This window comes from Burkholderia sp. BCC0322, assembly GCF_902833045.1.
In the GTDB taxonomy this organism is placed as follows: domain Bacteria; phylum Pseudomonadota; class Gammaproteobacteria; order Burkholderiales; family Burkholderiaceae; genus Burkholderia.
In genome coordinates this window covers 81,408-96,806 of the sequence record NZ_CADFDU010000019.1, presented here as the reverse complement: position 1 = coordinate 96,806, position 15,399 = coordinate 81,408, and the positions used below count along the sequence as shown (strand labels likewise).

At 71.0% G+C, this 15,399-nt stretch carries 10 protein-coding genes; 7 read left to right on the top strand and 3 right to left on the bottom strand.

Annotated elements, in window-relative coordinates:
- Window positions 1–24: 24 nt before the first annotated feature.
- Window positions 25–954, bottom strand: a complete 930-nt coding sequence (locus HWX39_RS33060; RefSeq protein WP_175971775.1) for a phosphatidate cytidylyltransferase — start codon at window positions 952–954, stop codon at window positions 25–27.
- A 37-nt stretch (window positions 955–991) separates the two neighbouring features.
- Window positions 992–1,624 carry a lysophospholipid acyltransferase family protein gene (locus HWX39_RS33055; RefSeq protein WP_175971774.1) on the bottom strand — a complete coding sequence of 211 codons (633 nt, stop codon included), beginning with the start codon at window positions 1,622–1,624 and terminating at the stop codon, window positions 992–994.
- A 466-nt stretch (window positions 1,625–2,090) separates the two neighbouring features.
- On the opposite strand from HWX39_RS33055, the gene HWX39_RS33050 reads away from it, so the two are divergent.
- The 4 genes from HWX39_RS33050 (at window position 2,091) to HWX39_RS33035 (ending at window position 6,402) form a co-directional block, all read left to right on the top strand.
- On the top strand, window positions 2,091–2,696 hold the full coding sequence (locus HWX39_RS33050; RefSeq protein WP_041492804.1) for a CDP-alcohol phosphatidyltransferase family protein: 606 nt from the start codon (window positions 2,091–2,093) through the stop codon (window positions 2,694–2,696).
- Between the two features lie 81 nt (window positions 2,697–2,777).
- Complete coding sequence (locus HWX39_RS33045) at window positions 2,778–4,547, top strand: bifunctional alpha/beta hydrolase/class I SAM-dependent methyltransferase (RefSeq protein ID WP_175971773.1); 1,770 nt, start codon at window positions 2,778–2,780, stop codon at window positions 4,545–4,547.
- Window positions 4,544–5,950 carry a phosphatase PAP2/dual specificity phosphatase family protein gene (locus HWX39_RS33040; protein ID WP_175971772.1) on the top strand — a complete coding sequence of 469 codons (1,407 nt, stop codon included), beginning with the start codon at window positions 4,544–4,546 and terminating at the stop codon, window positions 5,948–5,950. The genes HWX39_RS33045 and HWX39_RS33040 overlap by 4 nt, the downstream gene beginning before the upstream one ends.
- A complete protein-coding gene (locus tag HWX39_RS33035) occupies window positions 5,950–6,402 on the top strand; it encodes a hypothetical protein (RefSeq protein WP_175971771.1) in 453 nt (150 codons plus the stop codon). The genes HWX39_RS33040 and HWX39_RS33035 overlap by 1 nt, the downstream gene beginning before the upstream one ends.
- Window positions 6,403–6,483: 81 nt before the next feature.
- Here HWX39_RS33035 and HWX39_RS33030 read toward each other — a convergent pair whose 3' ends face one another.
- Window positions 6,484–7,506 carry a sensor domain-containing diguanylate cyclase gene (locus tag HWX39_RS33030; RefSeq protein WP_175971770.1) on the bottom strand — a complete coding sequence of 341 codons (1,023 nt, stop codon included), beginning with the start codon at window positions 7,504–7,506 and terminating at the stop codon, window positions 6,484–6,486.
- Window positions 7,507–7,985: 479 nt separating this feature from the next.
- Here HWX39_RS33030 and bcsB point away from each other — a divergent pair, with 479 nt between their 5' ends.
- The 3 genes from bcsB to HWX39_RS33015 are packed head-to-tail and all read left to right on the top strand — an operon-like array spanning window position 7,986 to window position 15,394.
- Window positions 7,986–10,289 (top strand): cellulose biosynthesis cyclic di-GMP-binding regulatory protein BcsB, encoded by a 2,304-nt coding sequence (gene bcsB / locus HWX39_RS33025; RefSeq protein WP_175971769.1) that lies wholly within the window; start codon window positions 7,986–7,988, stop codon window positions 10,287–10,289.
- A 3-nt stretch (window positions 10,290–10,292) separates the two neighbouring features.
- Window positions 10,293–11,528, top strand: coding sequence for a cellulose synthase complex periplasmic endoglucanase BcsZ (gene bcsZ / locus HWX39_RS33020; RefSeq protein WP_175971768.1), 1,236 nt, complete (start codon window positions 10,293–10,295; stop codon window positions 11,526–11,528).
- On the top strand, window positions 11,513–15,394 hold the full coding sequence (locus HWX39_RS33015; protein WP_175971767.1) for a cellulose synthase subunit BcsC-related outer membrane protein: 3,882 nt from the start codon (window positions 11,513–11,515) through the stop codon (window positions 15,392–15,394). Before bcsZ ends, HWX39_RS33015 begins: the two co-directional genes overlap by 16 nt.
- Window positions 15,395–15,399 lie beyond the last annotated feature (5 nt).

Here is a 15,399-nt window from a genome sequence, read left to right as displayed (position 1 = left end):
GGGCGGCGTTGCGCCGCCCGCGCATCACACGTACAGATACCGCACGAGGTGGAAGAACACCGGCGCGGCGAAGCAGATCGAGTCGACGCGATCGAGCATCCCGCCGTGGCCCGCGATCATCGAGCCCCAGTCCTTGGTGCCGAGCGAGCGCTTGACGGCCGACAGCACGAGGCCGCCGACGAAGCCCGCGATCACGATCGCGAGCGAGATGCCGAACGCCGACCCGAAGCTGAACGGCGTCACGCGATACAGCGATGCGCCGCACAGCGTGGCCAGCAAGCCGCCTCCGATGAACCCTTCGATCGTCTTCGACGGCGACAGCTGCGGCGCGATCTTGCGCTTGCCGAACAGCTTGCCGACCACGTACTGCAGCACGTCGCTGATCTGCACGACGAACAGGAAGAAGAACAGCAGTAGCGCGTTCTGCCCCGTGTAGTGCGGAATGTCGAGGATCAGCACGGCCGGCGCATGGCTCAACCCGTAGACGCACACCATCAGCGCCCAGTTGATCTTCGCGTTGCGGCTCAGGAATTCGCGCGTGTCCTGCGTGAGGGCCGACACGAGCGACATCGCGAAGAACAGGTGCACGGGCACGAAGATCGAATACATCCCGTACCAGTTGATCCCGAGCAGCAGGTACTGCACGGGGATCGCGATGAAGAACGCGATGAACAGCGTCGTATGGTCGCTCGCGGTGGTTGGCGTGAGCGTGATGAATTCACGCAGCGTCAGGTAAGACAGCACCGCGAACACCAGATACGTGATGTTGTTGCCGAGGCCGATCGCGATGGCCATGATGGCGATCATCGCCCACCACGCGCGGATGCGCTGGTTCAGATTGACGATGGTCGCGTTCGTGCCGCCGCTGCGTGCGCCGAGGATCGCGCCGATCACGGTCGCGACGACGAGCACGCCCGTGACGCCCGCGACCAGTTCCCAGAAAATTGTTCGCATTTCTTGATATCCGGAAAGGGAGAAGAGGGCGCCGCGTTCAGCCGGCCGGCCGCTGCGGCGGCGCGAGCGAGACGACTGCGTCGCGCATGCGGGCGAGGAACGTCGGCTTGTCTTCCTGGGCGCCGAGCGCTTCGTTCGCGCCGAAGTGCACCTTGCAGATCAGCGGCACCGGCCAGATCGCGCCCTTCGGCATGATCCGTTGCAGGTTCTCGAGATAGACGGGCGCGAGTGCGACGTCCGGAAATTCGGTCGCGAGGTGGAACAGCCCGCTCTTGAACGGCTGCGGCAGGATCTCCGCGCCGCGCGTGCCTTCCGGGAAGATGATGATCGAATGGCCCTGCTTGAGCGCGTCGCGCACCGGGTCGAGCGGATCGCCGCCGGATTCGCGGTGGCGGTCGATCAGCACGACGTTCAGCAGCTTTTGCGCGATGTGGCGCTTCATGTCGCTGCTGTCCCAGTAGTCGCGCGCGGCGACCGGCCGCACGACCGCGCGCACGTTGCGCGGCAGCGCGGCGAGGATCGCGAGCGTGTCGATGTGGCTCGTATGGTTCGAGAAGTAGATCTTCTGCGTCGGCGATGGCGGCGCCTGATGCCAGACGGGATACGCGCCGGCGACGAGCCGCACGATGGACAGCAGGAAATCGCGCTGCCAGATGTCGAGGATGTTCATCGGCGCTGCGCCTCCTGCCTGCCTGCATGGCCCGCTGCGCGTGAGCGGCGGGCGGAGCCCCGGAATGCCGGCGCGGCAGGATGCGCGCCGGACGGCCCTTGTTTAAAATTTTTCAAATTCGTGGCTGCCTGTCGCAGGTCCGCGATAATCGGACGATTCGCCGTCTCACGCTGATGCGTCGCGGCGAATGAGCCGGCCGGCGGCGTGATAATCGGCTGTTGCACGAGTGCCCGTTTGCAGTTCGAATGGATCTCGCTGCGATCGGGCCAGCGGATTATCGCGAGTTTCCGTCGAAAACGCCAGATTCGCGCCGCGCGCGCGGGCCGGGCGCATGCTTGACGCATCGGGGCCGCTCGGCGACGATTAGGCCCGTCCATGGAAGGCCCTTCAAGGCCCTTCAAGTCCGTTTCGCCGCCCGGGGCAGGGTGGCGGGAAACGTATCCGACTGTGCCGCACAAATAAAACGATGAGCCTCTACGCACTCAAACCCAAATTCCAGAACCGTCTGCGCCCGTTCGCGAACGCGCTCGCCGAGCGCGGCGTCACGGCCAACCAGGTCACGCTGTTCGCGGCCGGCGGCTCGATCGTCGTCGGCGCGCTCGCCGGCCTCGGCGTGTTTGCCCGCGCACTGTTCCTGCTGATCCCGCTGTGGCTGTTCGCGCGGATGGCGCTCAACGCGATCGACGGGATGCTCGCGCGCGAACACAACCAGAAGAGCACGCTCGGCGCATACCTGAACGAACTCGGCGATGTCGTGTCCGATATCGCACTGGTGCTGCCGTTTCTCGCGATTCCCGTGTTCGCTCCGGCAGACGTCTGGCTGTTCGCGCTGACGGCGGTGATCGTCGAATGCGCGGGGCTGATCGGCCCACTGGTCGGCGTGAGCCGCCGCTACGACGGCCCGTTCGGCAAGAGCGACCGCGCGCTTGCCCTCGGCGCGTTCGCACTGTGGATCGGGCTCGGGTTTCCGGTCGGCGGCGTTGCCGCATGGCTGTGGCGGCTGCTGATCGTGCTGTCGATCGTGACCGTGGTGCGGCGCGTGCAGGCCGGCATCGCGGAAAAGGGCGGTTGACAGGGTAGCTGGAGCGGTTGCGGTACCGGGCGCCGGAGGGCGGCGCACCAAGATTCGAATAACGAAACGAGAGAGAAACGCATGAGCGCACGCATGGCCCGCGAGGCCGACTTCATCACGCACGACGGCGAAACGCTGTTCTATCGTCACTGGCCCGCTACCGGCGCGCGCTGCCGCGGCGCAATCGTGCTGCTGCATCGCGGCCACGAACACTCGGCGCGCGTCGCGCACCTGGTCGACGAACTCGACCTGCCCGAATTCGCGTTCTTCGCGTGGGATGCGCGCGGCCACGGCCGCTCGCCGGGCGCGCGCGGCTACAGCCCGAGCGCGGCCGCATCGGTGCGCGACCTGCAGACCTTCGTCGAACATATCCGCGACACGCACGGCATCGCGATCGAGGACATGGCCGTGGTGGGCCAGAGCGTCGGCGCGGTGCTCGCGGCGACCTGGGCGCACGATTATGCGCCGCCGATCCGCGCGCTCGTCGTCGCGTCGCCTGCGTTCCACATCAAGCTCTACGTGCCGTTCGCGCGGCCGGGCCTGCGGCTGATGCACAAGCTGCGCGGCCTGTTCTACGTGAACAGCTACGTGAAGCCGAAATTCCTCACGCACGATCCCGAGCGGATCGCGAGCTATGCGTCCGATCCGCTGATTACGCGGCCGATCGCGGTCAACATGCTGCTCGACCTGCACGACACCGCGCGGCGGATCGTCGCCGACGCGGCCGCGATCACCGTGCCGACGCAGCTGCTGATCTCGGGCGCCGACTGGGTCGTGCATCGCGGCCCGCAGGACCGCTTCTTCGAACGCCTCGGCGCCGCGCGCAAGGAGCGCATCGTGCTGCCGGGTTTCTATCACGACACGCTCGGCGAACGCGACCGTGCACAGGCGCTCGCGCCGCTGCGTGCGTTCGTGTTGCGCGAATTCGATGCGCCGAGCCCGCGCGTGTCGCTCGCCGACGCCGACCGGCGCGGCGCGTTCCACGATGAATACGCGGCGCTCGGCCGGCCGCCGGCGAATGTGTTCGCGCGGGCGTACTGGGCGCTTGCACGGGCCGGCCTGAAGGCCGGTGGCGCGCTGTCGGACGGCATCGCGCTCGGGCTGCGGCTCGGCTTCGATTCGGGCTCGACGCTCGACTATGTGTACCGCAACCGCGCGCAGGGCCGGTTCGGCGTCGGCGCGCTGATCGATCGCACGTATCTCGACTCGCCGGGCTGGGTCGGCATCCGCCAGCGCAAGGTGCATCTGCAGGAACTGATCGGCGCGGCGATCGGCCGCTTGCGCGGCCACGGCGCGCCGGTGCGGATCGTCGACATCGCGGCCGGGCACGGGCGCTACGTGCTCGACGCGATCGCGTCGGCCGCCGAACGCGACGGCGCGGCGCCCGACGACATCACGCTGCGCGACTACAGCCCGCCGAACGTCGAGGCCGGGCGCGTGCTGATCGCGCAGCGCGGCCTCGAGCCGATCGCTCGCTTCGAGCGCGGCGACGCGTTCGACGAGGCGTCGCTCGCGGCGCTCGAGCCGCGTCCGACGCTCGCGATCGTGTCGGGCCTCTACGAGCTGTTCGGCGAGAATTCGCTGATCGAGCGGTCGCTGCGCGGGCTCGCGCAGGCCGTGCCGCCGGGCGGCTATCTCGTCTATACGGGGCAGCCGTGGCATCCGCAGCTCGAATTCATCGCGCGCGCGCTGAACAATCACCGCGGCGAAGCGACCTGGGTGATGCGCCGCCGCTCGCAGGCCGAGATGGACGAACTCGTCGCGCGCGCGGGCTTCCGCAAGCTCGACCAGCGGATCGACGCAATGGGCATCTTCACGGTCAGCCTCGCGCAGCGGGTCGACGCGTCATGAGCGCGCTCGACGGCGGCGCGAGCGGCCTCGCCGAAGCGGCGTCCGCGGCCGGCGCGCGCGACGCGTCGTTCGCGCTGCGCTTCGGCTGGCTCGCGGTGATGGGGGCCGTGTTCTTCTCGACCTACGGCTTCGCGAACTGGCTCGCCGCGCGCCGCGCGGCGGTGCCGACCTTCGCGTTCGGCTGGGAGCACGCGATCCCGTTCGTGCCGTGGACGATCGTGCCGTACTGGTCGATCGACCTGCTGTATGCGCTGTCGTTCTTCTTCTGGACGCGCCGAGCCGACCTGCTCGACCACGTGAAGCGGCTGTTGACCGTGCAGTTGATCTCGGTCGCATGCTTCATCGCGTGGCCGCTGCGCTTCGGGTTCGAGCGGCCCGACGCGGGCGGCGTGGCCGGTGCGCTGTTCACGCTGCTGATGGGCTTCGACAAGCCGTTCAACCAGGCGCCGTCGCTGCACATCGGGCTGCTCGTCGTGCTGTGGGCCGTCTATGCGAAGCACCTGCGCGGCACGCTCGCGCGTGCCGTGCTGCACCTGTGGTTCGCGGCGATCGGCGTGTCGGTGCTGACCACTTACCAGCATCACGCGATCGACGTCCCGACCGGCGCGGCCGTCGGCTGTCTCGCGCTGTTCCTGTTTCCGCTGCGCGATGCCGCGGGCCGGCTGCCGGGTGCCGATGCGTCGCCGGGTGCGGCCAGCCGTGCGCTCGCGCGCCGCTATGCGCTCGGCGCGGCGGGGGGCGCGCTCGTGGCGCTCTGGTGCGTGCCGCGCGCGCCCGGCTGGGCGCTGGCGGCAGGGTGGGTCGCGCTGGCGCTCGCGTGTGTCGCGTGGATCTACCGGCGCGGCGCACCCGGCGCATTCCAGAAGGACGCGCACGGGCGTTTTCCGGTCGTCATTCGCTGGCTGCTCGCGCCGACGATTGCAGGCGCGTTCGTCAATTCGCGGCTGTGGACGCTCCGGCAGCCGGCGCCGGTGCGGATCGACGAGCGCGTATCGATCGGCCGCACGCCGACGACACGCGACGTGCGCCGCCACGGCTTCACGGCGCTGGTCGACCTGACCGCCGAGATGCCGCGCTGGACGTCGGTCGATGCGGCGCTCGCGTATGCGACCGTGCCTCAGCTCGACCTCGTCGCGCCGACGGCCGGGCAGCTCGCGCGGGCCGTCGCGGCGCTCGAACGCCTGCACGGGGAAGGGCGCGACGTGCTGGTCTGCTGCGCGCTCGGCTATGGGCGCAGCGTGCTGTGCGCGGCCGCATGGCTGGCGGCGCGACGCGGGCTCGGCGATGCGCGCGACGCGCTGGCCGCGGTGCGCGCGGTACGGCCCCATGCGGTGTGGTCGGACGAAGGCGTGGCCGTGCTGCAGCACTGGATCGATCGCCGTCGGGGTGCGGGAGGCGCGTGATGCACGATCCGTCCGCGCCGTTCAGGATTGCCGCCGCGCGTGGCGCACTCGATGCGGGCGCGTGGGCGATCGCGGCCGCGCTGGCCGCGTCCGGCGCGGGCTGGTGGATCGCGTCGGGGTGGGCGCCGGCGACGATCGCCCGCGTGCTGCTGGCCATCGTCAGCACCGGGTCGGGGATCGCGGCGCTGTGGTACGCGGTGCGGATCGCGATCGATCGCAGGTTGTTCGCCGCGCTCGCGTGCGCGGCGGCAGGCGAGGCCCCGGTCGACGACGGGCTCGCGGCGCTTGACCGCGCGCTGACGGATCTCGGCTGGATCGACGCATCGAAGGCCGGACGTGCGCTCGACGCGCGCGTGCGCGGTGCGGTCGGGCTGTGCCGGGCCGGTGTGCTCGTCGCGGTCGTCCAGTGGCTCGCGGTCGGGCTCGCGATCGCCGTTCCGCCGATCGGCTAGCGCCCGTTCAAGCCGGCAGCGGGCGGTTGACGGCGTCGTTCCGCCTGCCGGCTCGTCAAGGTAGCCGCCGTCGAGTGCGCGTCATGCGTGCGCCGCCCGTTTCGAGCGCGTGCGCTTCACTTCATACATCGCCTTGTCCGCATGCTCGATCAGCGCGTTCATGTCGGTGCCGTCGTCGGGCAGCAGCGCGATGCCGACGCTGACGCCGAGTTGCATCGGGCGTCCCTCGAATTCGAACGGTTCGCCGACCTGACGCGCGAGCCGCGCGCTTTGCGCATGCGCATCGTCGCGGTTGCCGATGTTCGGCAGGATCACCGCGAATTCGTCGCCGCCGATGCGCGCAACCGTGTCCGAGCGCCGCACCGCGCCCCGCATCCGCGTGGCGATCTCGCGCAACGCCGCATCGCCCGCACGGTGGCCGAACCCGTCGTTGATCGGCTTCAGCCCGTCCATGTCGATGTTGAGGATGCCGAGCCGGCCGTTCGCGCGCAGCGTCGTGTGCATCGACTGTCGCAGGCGGTCGTAGAACAGCGCGCGGTTCGGCAGACCCGTGAGCGCGTCGTGCGTCGCGCGCAGGTACAGTTCGTTCGCCTCGTTGCGCGCCGCGTGGAACATGGCGGCGGCGATCAGATCGGCCGTCAGCCGCAGCGTGCCGGCGTCGGCTTGCGAAAAGCCGTCGACTTCCGGCGACATCACCTTCAGTACGCCGACGGTCGTGTCGGCATGGGTGAGCGGCATCACCAGCATCGAGCGCAGGCCGACGCGCCGGCATGCGTCGCGATCGACGCGCGGGTCGGTTTCCGAGTCGGTGCAGTGCAGCAACTCGCCTTGCTGCACGCACAGGCCCGACAGGCTGCCCGAGCGGCGCAGCCGCAGGCCGAGCATCCCGGCCGCGGTGCCCGACGCGGCGCGGTACACCATGTCGTCGCCCTCGGCGAATTCGACCGCGGCGGCGCTCGCGCCGGTGAGTTGCGGCACCTGCTCGGCCACATAGGCCATCACGCTGCCGAGATCGAGGCCGAGCTTCGCGATCTCGGTCTGCGCGGCAATGATGCGCAGCAGCGTATCGGGGGACGGAGTGGCAGTGCCGACGATTTGATTCAAGTCAGTTTTCCGTGAAAGAAAGCACGTCCGTGCGGCGCGGGATTGCGGTAGCATACGCGCCGCTTCGCGGCAGCGAGTTCCGGCGGGGCGGTTCGCAACGAACCGCCGCCGGCCAGCCGCACCGCGCCGGCAGTATGCCGTTCGGCTTGCCGGGCGACAACGGCGCAATTCTTACCATTCATCCCTCTCGCGCAGCATTTCCGACCGGATCGAGGTTTTTTTCGCTCGAACGTTGCGAATCGGGGTAAGTTTTGTCCTATTTTTGAGATAGTGTGACGAATGGGCATGTGCCGGTGCCAGGCGCGTAGCCCGGCGACGCGCGATTAAAGAAATCGCCGCGTTGTTTCGATAAATGAATCAGGCCAGTTAGAGATATGAGGGGAAGCAGTGGGGATGTTTACTCACGGGCATGGCTGCTTTGCGCGCATCGGTGCCGATGCGACGGATGACCGGATGATCCTGACGACACGGAGCGGCGCATGAAGCCGGCCGTGTCGCTGCTCGTCCTCTCGGCCGCCATGGTCGGCGCTTTGCATGCCGCCGCGTTGTCGGCCGCGCCGATGCCGGCCGTGCCGGCCGCCGGCGCCGCATCCGGCGCTGCGCCGGCGCCGGTGCTCGCGGCGGCGCCCGCGGCGGCCAGCGCGGCCGCCGCCGGCCTGCCGGCGACGACGGTGCGCCTGCCGTTCGCGGTGCTCGGCGCGTTCGATCCGCTGCGCCTGCGCGGGGCCGATGATGCACGCACGATCAATGCGGGCGTGCGGCTCGATCGCGTGGTCACCGGCGCGCGGCTGCGCCTGACCTACGCGTATTCGCCGTCGCTGGTGTTCCCGATGTCGCACCTGAAGGTATCGGTGAACGGCGAGGTCGTCGCGACCGTCCCGTTCGACGCCGCACAGGCGGGCCGCACGGTCACGCAAGAGATCCCGATCGATCCGCGCTACTTCTCGGATTTCAACCAGATCGGCCTGCGCCTGATCGCGCACTACACGCTCGACCATTGCGAGGATCCGGCCAACTCGGCGCTGTGGGCCGACGTGAGCCCGAAGAGCGAGCTGATCCTCGACGAATCGCCGGTCCGCCTGCCGAACGATCTCGCGCTGCTGCCCGCGCCGTTCTTCGACCGGCGCGACAACGGCCGCGTGCGGCTGCCGTTCGTGCTGCCGGCGTCACCCGATTCGGCGACGCTGCGCAGCGCGGGCGTGCTGGCGTCGTGGTTCGGCGCGCTGGCCGACTACCGGCACGCGCGCTTCCCGGTGTCGTCCGGGTTGCCGGCCGACGACCAGGCGGTGGTGATCGGCACGCCCGCGACGCTGCCGGCCGGCCTCGCGCTGCCGTCGATCAACGGCCCGTTGCTCGCGGTCGCCGACAACCCTGCCGCGCCGGGGCGCAAGCTGCTCGTCGTCACGGGCCGCACGGCGGCCGAGGTCGACGACGCGGTCGCGACGCTCGTGCTGGGCCGCGTGGCGCTGTCGGGGCCGTCGGCGACGGTCGCGCACGTCGATCTCGGCGCGCCGCGCAAGCCGTATGACGCGCCGCGCTGGCTGCCCGTGAACCGGCCGATCGCGTTCCGCGAACTCGTATCCGACGCGCGCGAACTGGAAGTGCGCGGCACGACGCCCGACGCCATCCGCCTGAACCTGCGGGTGCCGTCCGACCTGCATTCGTGGAATGGCGCGGGCGTGCCGATCACGCTGCGCTACCGCTACACGGCGCCGACGGTGCAGGACAACTCGACACTCGCCGTCGAGATCAACGACCAGCTCGTGAAGTCGTACCGGCTCGGGCCGGCTCATGCCGAGGACGCGCACGGTCGCATGCAGTTGCCGCTTCTCTCGGTGCCCGAAGGGCGCGTGACGAGCGACGTCGACATCCCGGCGTTCCGGGTCGGCAGCGGCAACCAGCTGCAGTTCCGCTTCACGCTCGATTCGCAGAAGACGGGCCTCTGCTCGAGCACGGCGACCGAGCCGCAGCGTGCGGCGATCGATCCCGATTCGACGATCGACTTCTCGCACTTCGTCCATTACGCGCAGTTGCCGAACCTCGCGTTCTTCGCGAACAGCGGCTTCCCGTTCACGCGTTTCGCCGACCTGTCGCAGACGGCCGTCGTGATGCCTGACCGGCCGTCGCCGCAGGAGCTCGAGGCCTACCTGACGATGCTCGGCCACATGGGCGAATGGACCGGTTTCCCGGCGCTGCGCGTGCAGGTCGCGCGGCCCGGCGACGTCGCCGCGCTGTCGGGCAGCAAGGATCTCCTCGTGATCGACGGTTCGCCCGCGTCGCCGCTGCTCGCGCACTGGCGCTCGGCATTGCCGCTCGTGATCGGCGAGCAGGGCGGCGCGGGCGCCACGCGCGTCGCGTTCTCGGTGAAGGAGCGCTGGCGCAACGGCGTCGGCCTGACCGAAGGCGGCGCGCATATCGAGCAGACGGGCTCGCTCGCGGCGCTCGCCGGGTTCGAGCTGCCGGGCAGCCGGGGGCGCAGCGTCGTCGCGCTGACGGCGACCGACCAGCCGCGCCTCGGCGATCTGCTCGACGTGTTCGAGAACGCCGGGCTCGTGTCGCAGCTGCAGGGCGACCTTGCGCTGGTGCGGCCGGGGCAGGTGGACAGCCTGCGCGTCGGCGAGCCTTACGTGGTCGGCTTCGTGCCGTGGTATGCGCGCGTGTGGACGCAAGCGGCGCGGCATCCGGTCGTGCTTGGCGCGGTCGGCGTCGTGGCGGGGCTGCTGCTCGCGCTCGGCGTGTTCAGCGTGCTGCAGAGAATCGCCGCGCGTCGACGGGGGATGTAACGGATGGCGCGGGCAATGGCGAAGCGACGGGCAATGCGGCCGGCGCGGCGCGGCGGCGCGGCACTCGCGCTGGCGGTTGCGGTTGCGGTGGCGTGCGCGGCGGCCGGCATGGCCACGCGCGCGCAGGCCGCGGGGGCCGGCGCGATCGACGCGGCCGACGCGGGATGCGGCGCGGCGTGGCCGCGCTGGGACGCGTTCAAGCGCGATTTCGTCTCGGCCGACGGCCGTGTGATCGACGTCGGTTCGGCCGATTCACGCACGGTGTCGGAGGGGCAGGCGTATGGACTTTTCTTCGCGCTGGTCGCGAACGACCGGCGCATGTTCGACACGATCCTCGCATGGACCGAGAACAATCTCGCGCAGGGCGACCTGAGCGCGCACCTGCCGGCGTGGCTGTGGGGCCGTGCGCCCGACGGCGCGTGGCGCGTGCTCGATGCGAACGCGGCGTCGGACGCCGACCTTTGGATCGCGTATGCGCTCGTCGAGGCCGGGCGGCTGTGGCACGAGCGCAGCTACACGGCGCGCGGCGCGCTGCTCGCGAAGCGCGTGCTCGACGACGAGACGGCGGCCGTGCCGGGCCTCGGCCTCACGCTGTTGCCGGGGCCGACGGGGTTCAAGCTCGCCGACGGCCAGTGGCGCGTGAATCCGAGCTATTCGCCGCCGCAGGTGATCCGCGCGCTCGGCGCGCGCCTGCCCGACGACAAGCGCTGGGCCGCGCTCGCCGCCAGCACCGGACGCGTGCTGCTCGACACCGCGCCGAAAGGCTTTTCGCCCGACTGGGCGCTGTATCGCGCGGGCGCGGGTTTCGGGCCCGATCGCGAGACGAAGGCGGAGAGCGCGTACAACGCGATCCGCGTGTATCTGTGGGCCGGCATGCTCGACCGTGCCGATCCGCTCGCCGCGCCGCTGCTCGCGCGTTTTGCGCCGTTCGCCGACACCATCGCCGCACATGGCGCGCCGCCCGAGCGGGTCGATACGACGACGGGCGTCGCCGGGCCGAACGACGGCAACGGCGGGTTCTCGGCGGCGGCCGTGCCGTTCCTCGACGCACGCGGCCAGCGCGCACTCGCGGATGCACAGGTGGCGCGTGTCGACACGCTCGCGCGCCAGTCGGCGCCCGGTTACTACACGAGCGTGCTGACGCTGTTCGGGCTAGGCTGGCGCGAAGGGCGCTACCGGTTCGGCGCGGACGGCACGCTCGACACCCGCTGGGGAGGCCGCTCGTGCGCCGCCCGCTGAAGCGCGCCGCGCCGCACGTCGCGGGATTCGCGTGGCTCGCGTCGTCGGTGTGCGCGGCGGCGCCGGGCACCGCGGCGGACGCGACGATGGCGAACCGCGCGACGCCCGCGACTTCCGCGTCCGCCGACGCGCGGCGTGAGCTCGACACGGCGCGGATGTGGGGCGTCAAGCATCGCGACGACCTCGCGCGCGATGCCCTGCGCAAGGGGCTGCTGATCGCGCCGGGCGATCCCGAACTGCTGGCCGAACAGGTGCGCGTGCTGCTGCGGCTCGGCGACGCGAAAGGCGCACAGGCGTCGCTCGCGCGCCTGCAGGCGCAGTCGCCCACTGCGCCCGCCACGCGGCGGGTAGCGGACGAATACCGCGTCGCGACGAGCGGGCGCGGCGAGATGGCGCAGATCCGCCTGCTCGCGCGCAGCGGCCGCGCCGACGAAGCGGCCCGGCGGATCGTCGCGTTGTTTCCGAACGGCGCGCCGTCGGGGGCGCTCGGCGCCGAGTATTACCAGATCGTGTCGAATGCGCCGGGCGGGCGCGAGCCGGCGATCGCCGCGCTGCGCCGCGCGGTCGCGGCCGATCCGCAGGACACGAGCGCGACGATGGCGCTCGCGCGGCTCTTGAACCAGCGCGCCGACACGCGGCCGGAGGCGAACCGGATCGCCTGGGCGCTTGCCAGGCGCGCCGACGCCGACCATACGGAGGCGATGGCGCTGTGGCGGCGCGTGCTGCAGTCGGCCGGCAGCGATCCCGCTTATCTCGATGCGCTGCATGCGTATCTCGCGCTCGTACCGGACGATACCGAATTCGTCGACCGGGCGGCCACACTGGATCGCCAGCGCGACGCGCAGCGCCAGCTCGAACGCAATCCCGACTACATCGCGCAGCAGCGCGGCCTGCAGGCGCTCGCGCGCGGCGACCTGGCCGGCGCCGATCCGCTGTTGACGCGCGCCGCGCGCGCGCGTGCGGACGACGCCGACGCGGTCGGCGGGCTCGGCCTGCTGCGCCTGCGCGAAGGGCGGCACGACGAAGCGCGTGCGCTGTTCATGCGCGCCGCGACGCTTTCGACCGACCAGCGCGGCAAATGGCAGGGCCTCGCGCGCACCGCGCAATTCTGGGGACTGCTCGCGCAAGGCCGCGCGGCCGCCGCCGCGGGGCGTCCGCAGGACGAAGAGCGCGCCGCACGCGCGGCGCTCGCGATGCAGCCGGACAACCCGGACGCGAAGCTGCAGCTTGTCGACGCGTTGCTCGCGCAGCGCGACTGGGCGCGCGCGGAGCCGTTGCTGCGCGCGCTGCTGGCCGCGCGTTCGCCTGACCTCGCCGCCGTGCGCGGCACGGCCACGTTGTATGAGAACACCGGCCGCGCGGACCAGGTCGGCCCGCTGCTCGACGCGCTGCAAGGCCGCGTGACGGGCCGCGACGATCGGCGTGCGCTCGACGGCCTGCGTGCCGACCTGCTCGCGAACCAGGCGCGCGCGCTTGCGGACAAGGGCGAACGAGGGCCTGCGGCGCAGCGCTACGAGGCGGCCGTGCGCGCCGCGCCCGACGCGCCGTGGACGCGCTTCGCACTGGCGCGCCTCTATCGCGACATGGGGTTGCCGCAGCTCGGCCGCACGGTGATGGACGACGGGCTTGCGCAAGGCGCGACGCCCGAGATGCGCTACGCGACCGCGCTGTACCGCAATTCGCTCGACGACGTGACGGGTGCGCGGGCCGCGCTCGCGCCGGTCGACGATGCGCACCGCTCCGACGGGATGCGTGCGCTCGCGCGCAAGCTCGACGCCGAAGGCGCATTGGCCGATGCACGCGGCACGCTCGCACGCGGCGACCGCATGGCGTTTGCCGCGTCCCTCGCCCAGGCGCAGGCGAGTGCGCCGGACGACCCCGACATGCTCGCCGCGATCGGCGCGCAGTGGATCGACGCGGGCGAACCCGAGCGCGGGCTCGCGCCGTTGCGCGACTGGATCGCGGCGCACCCGCGCGAAGCCGATGCGGACGTGCGGCTGCGCTATGGCGACCTGCTCGGCAGCGCGGGGCGCGACGACGCGCTCGCCGCGTGGCTCGACGCACTGCGGCGGGAACCGTCGCTGACGCCCGCGCAGACGGCGCGGCTCGAGGACCAGTCGCTGCGGCTCGTGCTGCGCCGGACGGACGACGCGATCGCGCAACAGGATTACGCGCAGGCGCGCAAGCTGCTCGATCGCGCGAGCCCGGCCGGCCGCGCGGACAAGCGCTATGCGCTCGAACTGGCGGATCTCGAGCGCGCGCAAGGCCATTACGACGCGGCGCGTGCGGCGCTGGCACCGGTCGTCGCCCGCACGCCGGACGATGCCGATACGCAGCTCGCGCTGGCACGCATCGACGAGGACGGCGGCAATCGGGCAGCGGCGCTGGCACGCGTGCAAGCGGTGCTCGCCCGCACGCCGGACGACGACGTCGACACGCAACTGTCGGCCGTGCGCCGCCTGAATGCGCTGCGTCGCCCGGACGAGGCCGCGCAAGTGACCGATCGGCTGCAGGCCGCGTATCCGGCGCGCGCGGACGTGACGGTCGCGGCCGGGCGCGTGGCCGAGGCACAGGGTCGCTACGACGACGCGGCGTCCCTGTACCGGTTGTCGCGGTCGCAGGAACGCACGGCGGGCGTGAGCCCGGGCCGCGACGGCCTGACGCCGGCGCAGGCCGCGTTCGCGGATCTCGAACAGCGGCGCAACCCCGAGATCGAGACCGGCTGGACGCCGGCGTACAAGTCGGGCGACGAAGGCATCTCGTCGTATCGCGCGCAGCAGGTGCCGATCTACCTGCAGGTGCCGATCCGCTACGACGGGCATGTGTTCGCGCAGATCGACACCGTGCATCTCGACCCGGGCACGCTCGACACGAGCAACCCGAATGCCTATTCGCTCAGCACGTTCGGTAGCTACGCGGCGCTCAAGGCGCAGAACGCACTGACACCCGCATCGATCGCGAATCCGCCGGGCTCGCTGCACCAGACGGCCACGGGTGTCGCGCTCGGCGCCGGCTATCTGACGGACGCATGGCGCTTCGACCTCGGCACGTCGCCGCTCGGTTTCCCCGTGCATTACCTGGTCGGCGGCGTGCGCTATCGCTTCGACGCGGGCCCGGCCAGTTTCTCGGTGAATGCGTCGCGGCGGCCGGAAACGAGCAGCGTGCTGTCGTACTCGGGGATGCGCGACCCATGGACGGGCGCGGTCTGGGGCGGCGTTCGGCGCGACGGCGTGAACCTGCGCGCGTCGGTCGATGTCGGCCGCACGAACCTGTTCGCGGAACTCGGCGCGGGCGTGCTGTCCGGCCGCAACGTCGAACGCAACGCGGAAGTCACGCTGCGCACGGGCTTCACGATGCCCGTGTACGAGCGTTCGACGATGAAGGTCAGCACCGGGCTCGTCGGCAATGCGTGGCACTACGCACAGAACCTGCGCTACTACACGTACGGGCAGGGCGGTTACTACAGCCCGCAACGCTACCTGTCGCTCGGCGTGCCGTTCGAATGGGCGGGGCGGCACGATGCGCTGTCGTGGGACCTCACCGTCACGGGCGGGATCTCGAACAGCTACGAGAAGGATTCGCTGTATTACCCGATGTCCTCGGACCAGCGGGCCGCGCAGGTGGCGGCCGGGTTCGTGTACGCGGGCAGCTCGACGCGCGGCGTGTCGTTCTCGTACGGCATCAACGGGATCGTCGAGTACCGCGTGAACCCGCACCTGAGTGTCGGCGCGCAGTTGCAGGTCGACCGGTCGCACGACTACGCGCCGAGTTCGGCGCTCGTGTACCTGCGCTATGCGTTCGACGCGCGCGCGCAACGCAGCTGGCTCGTCACGCCGACGCCGGTGCGGCTTTATTCGGATTACTAGGGGAA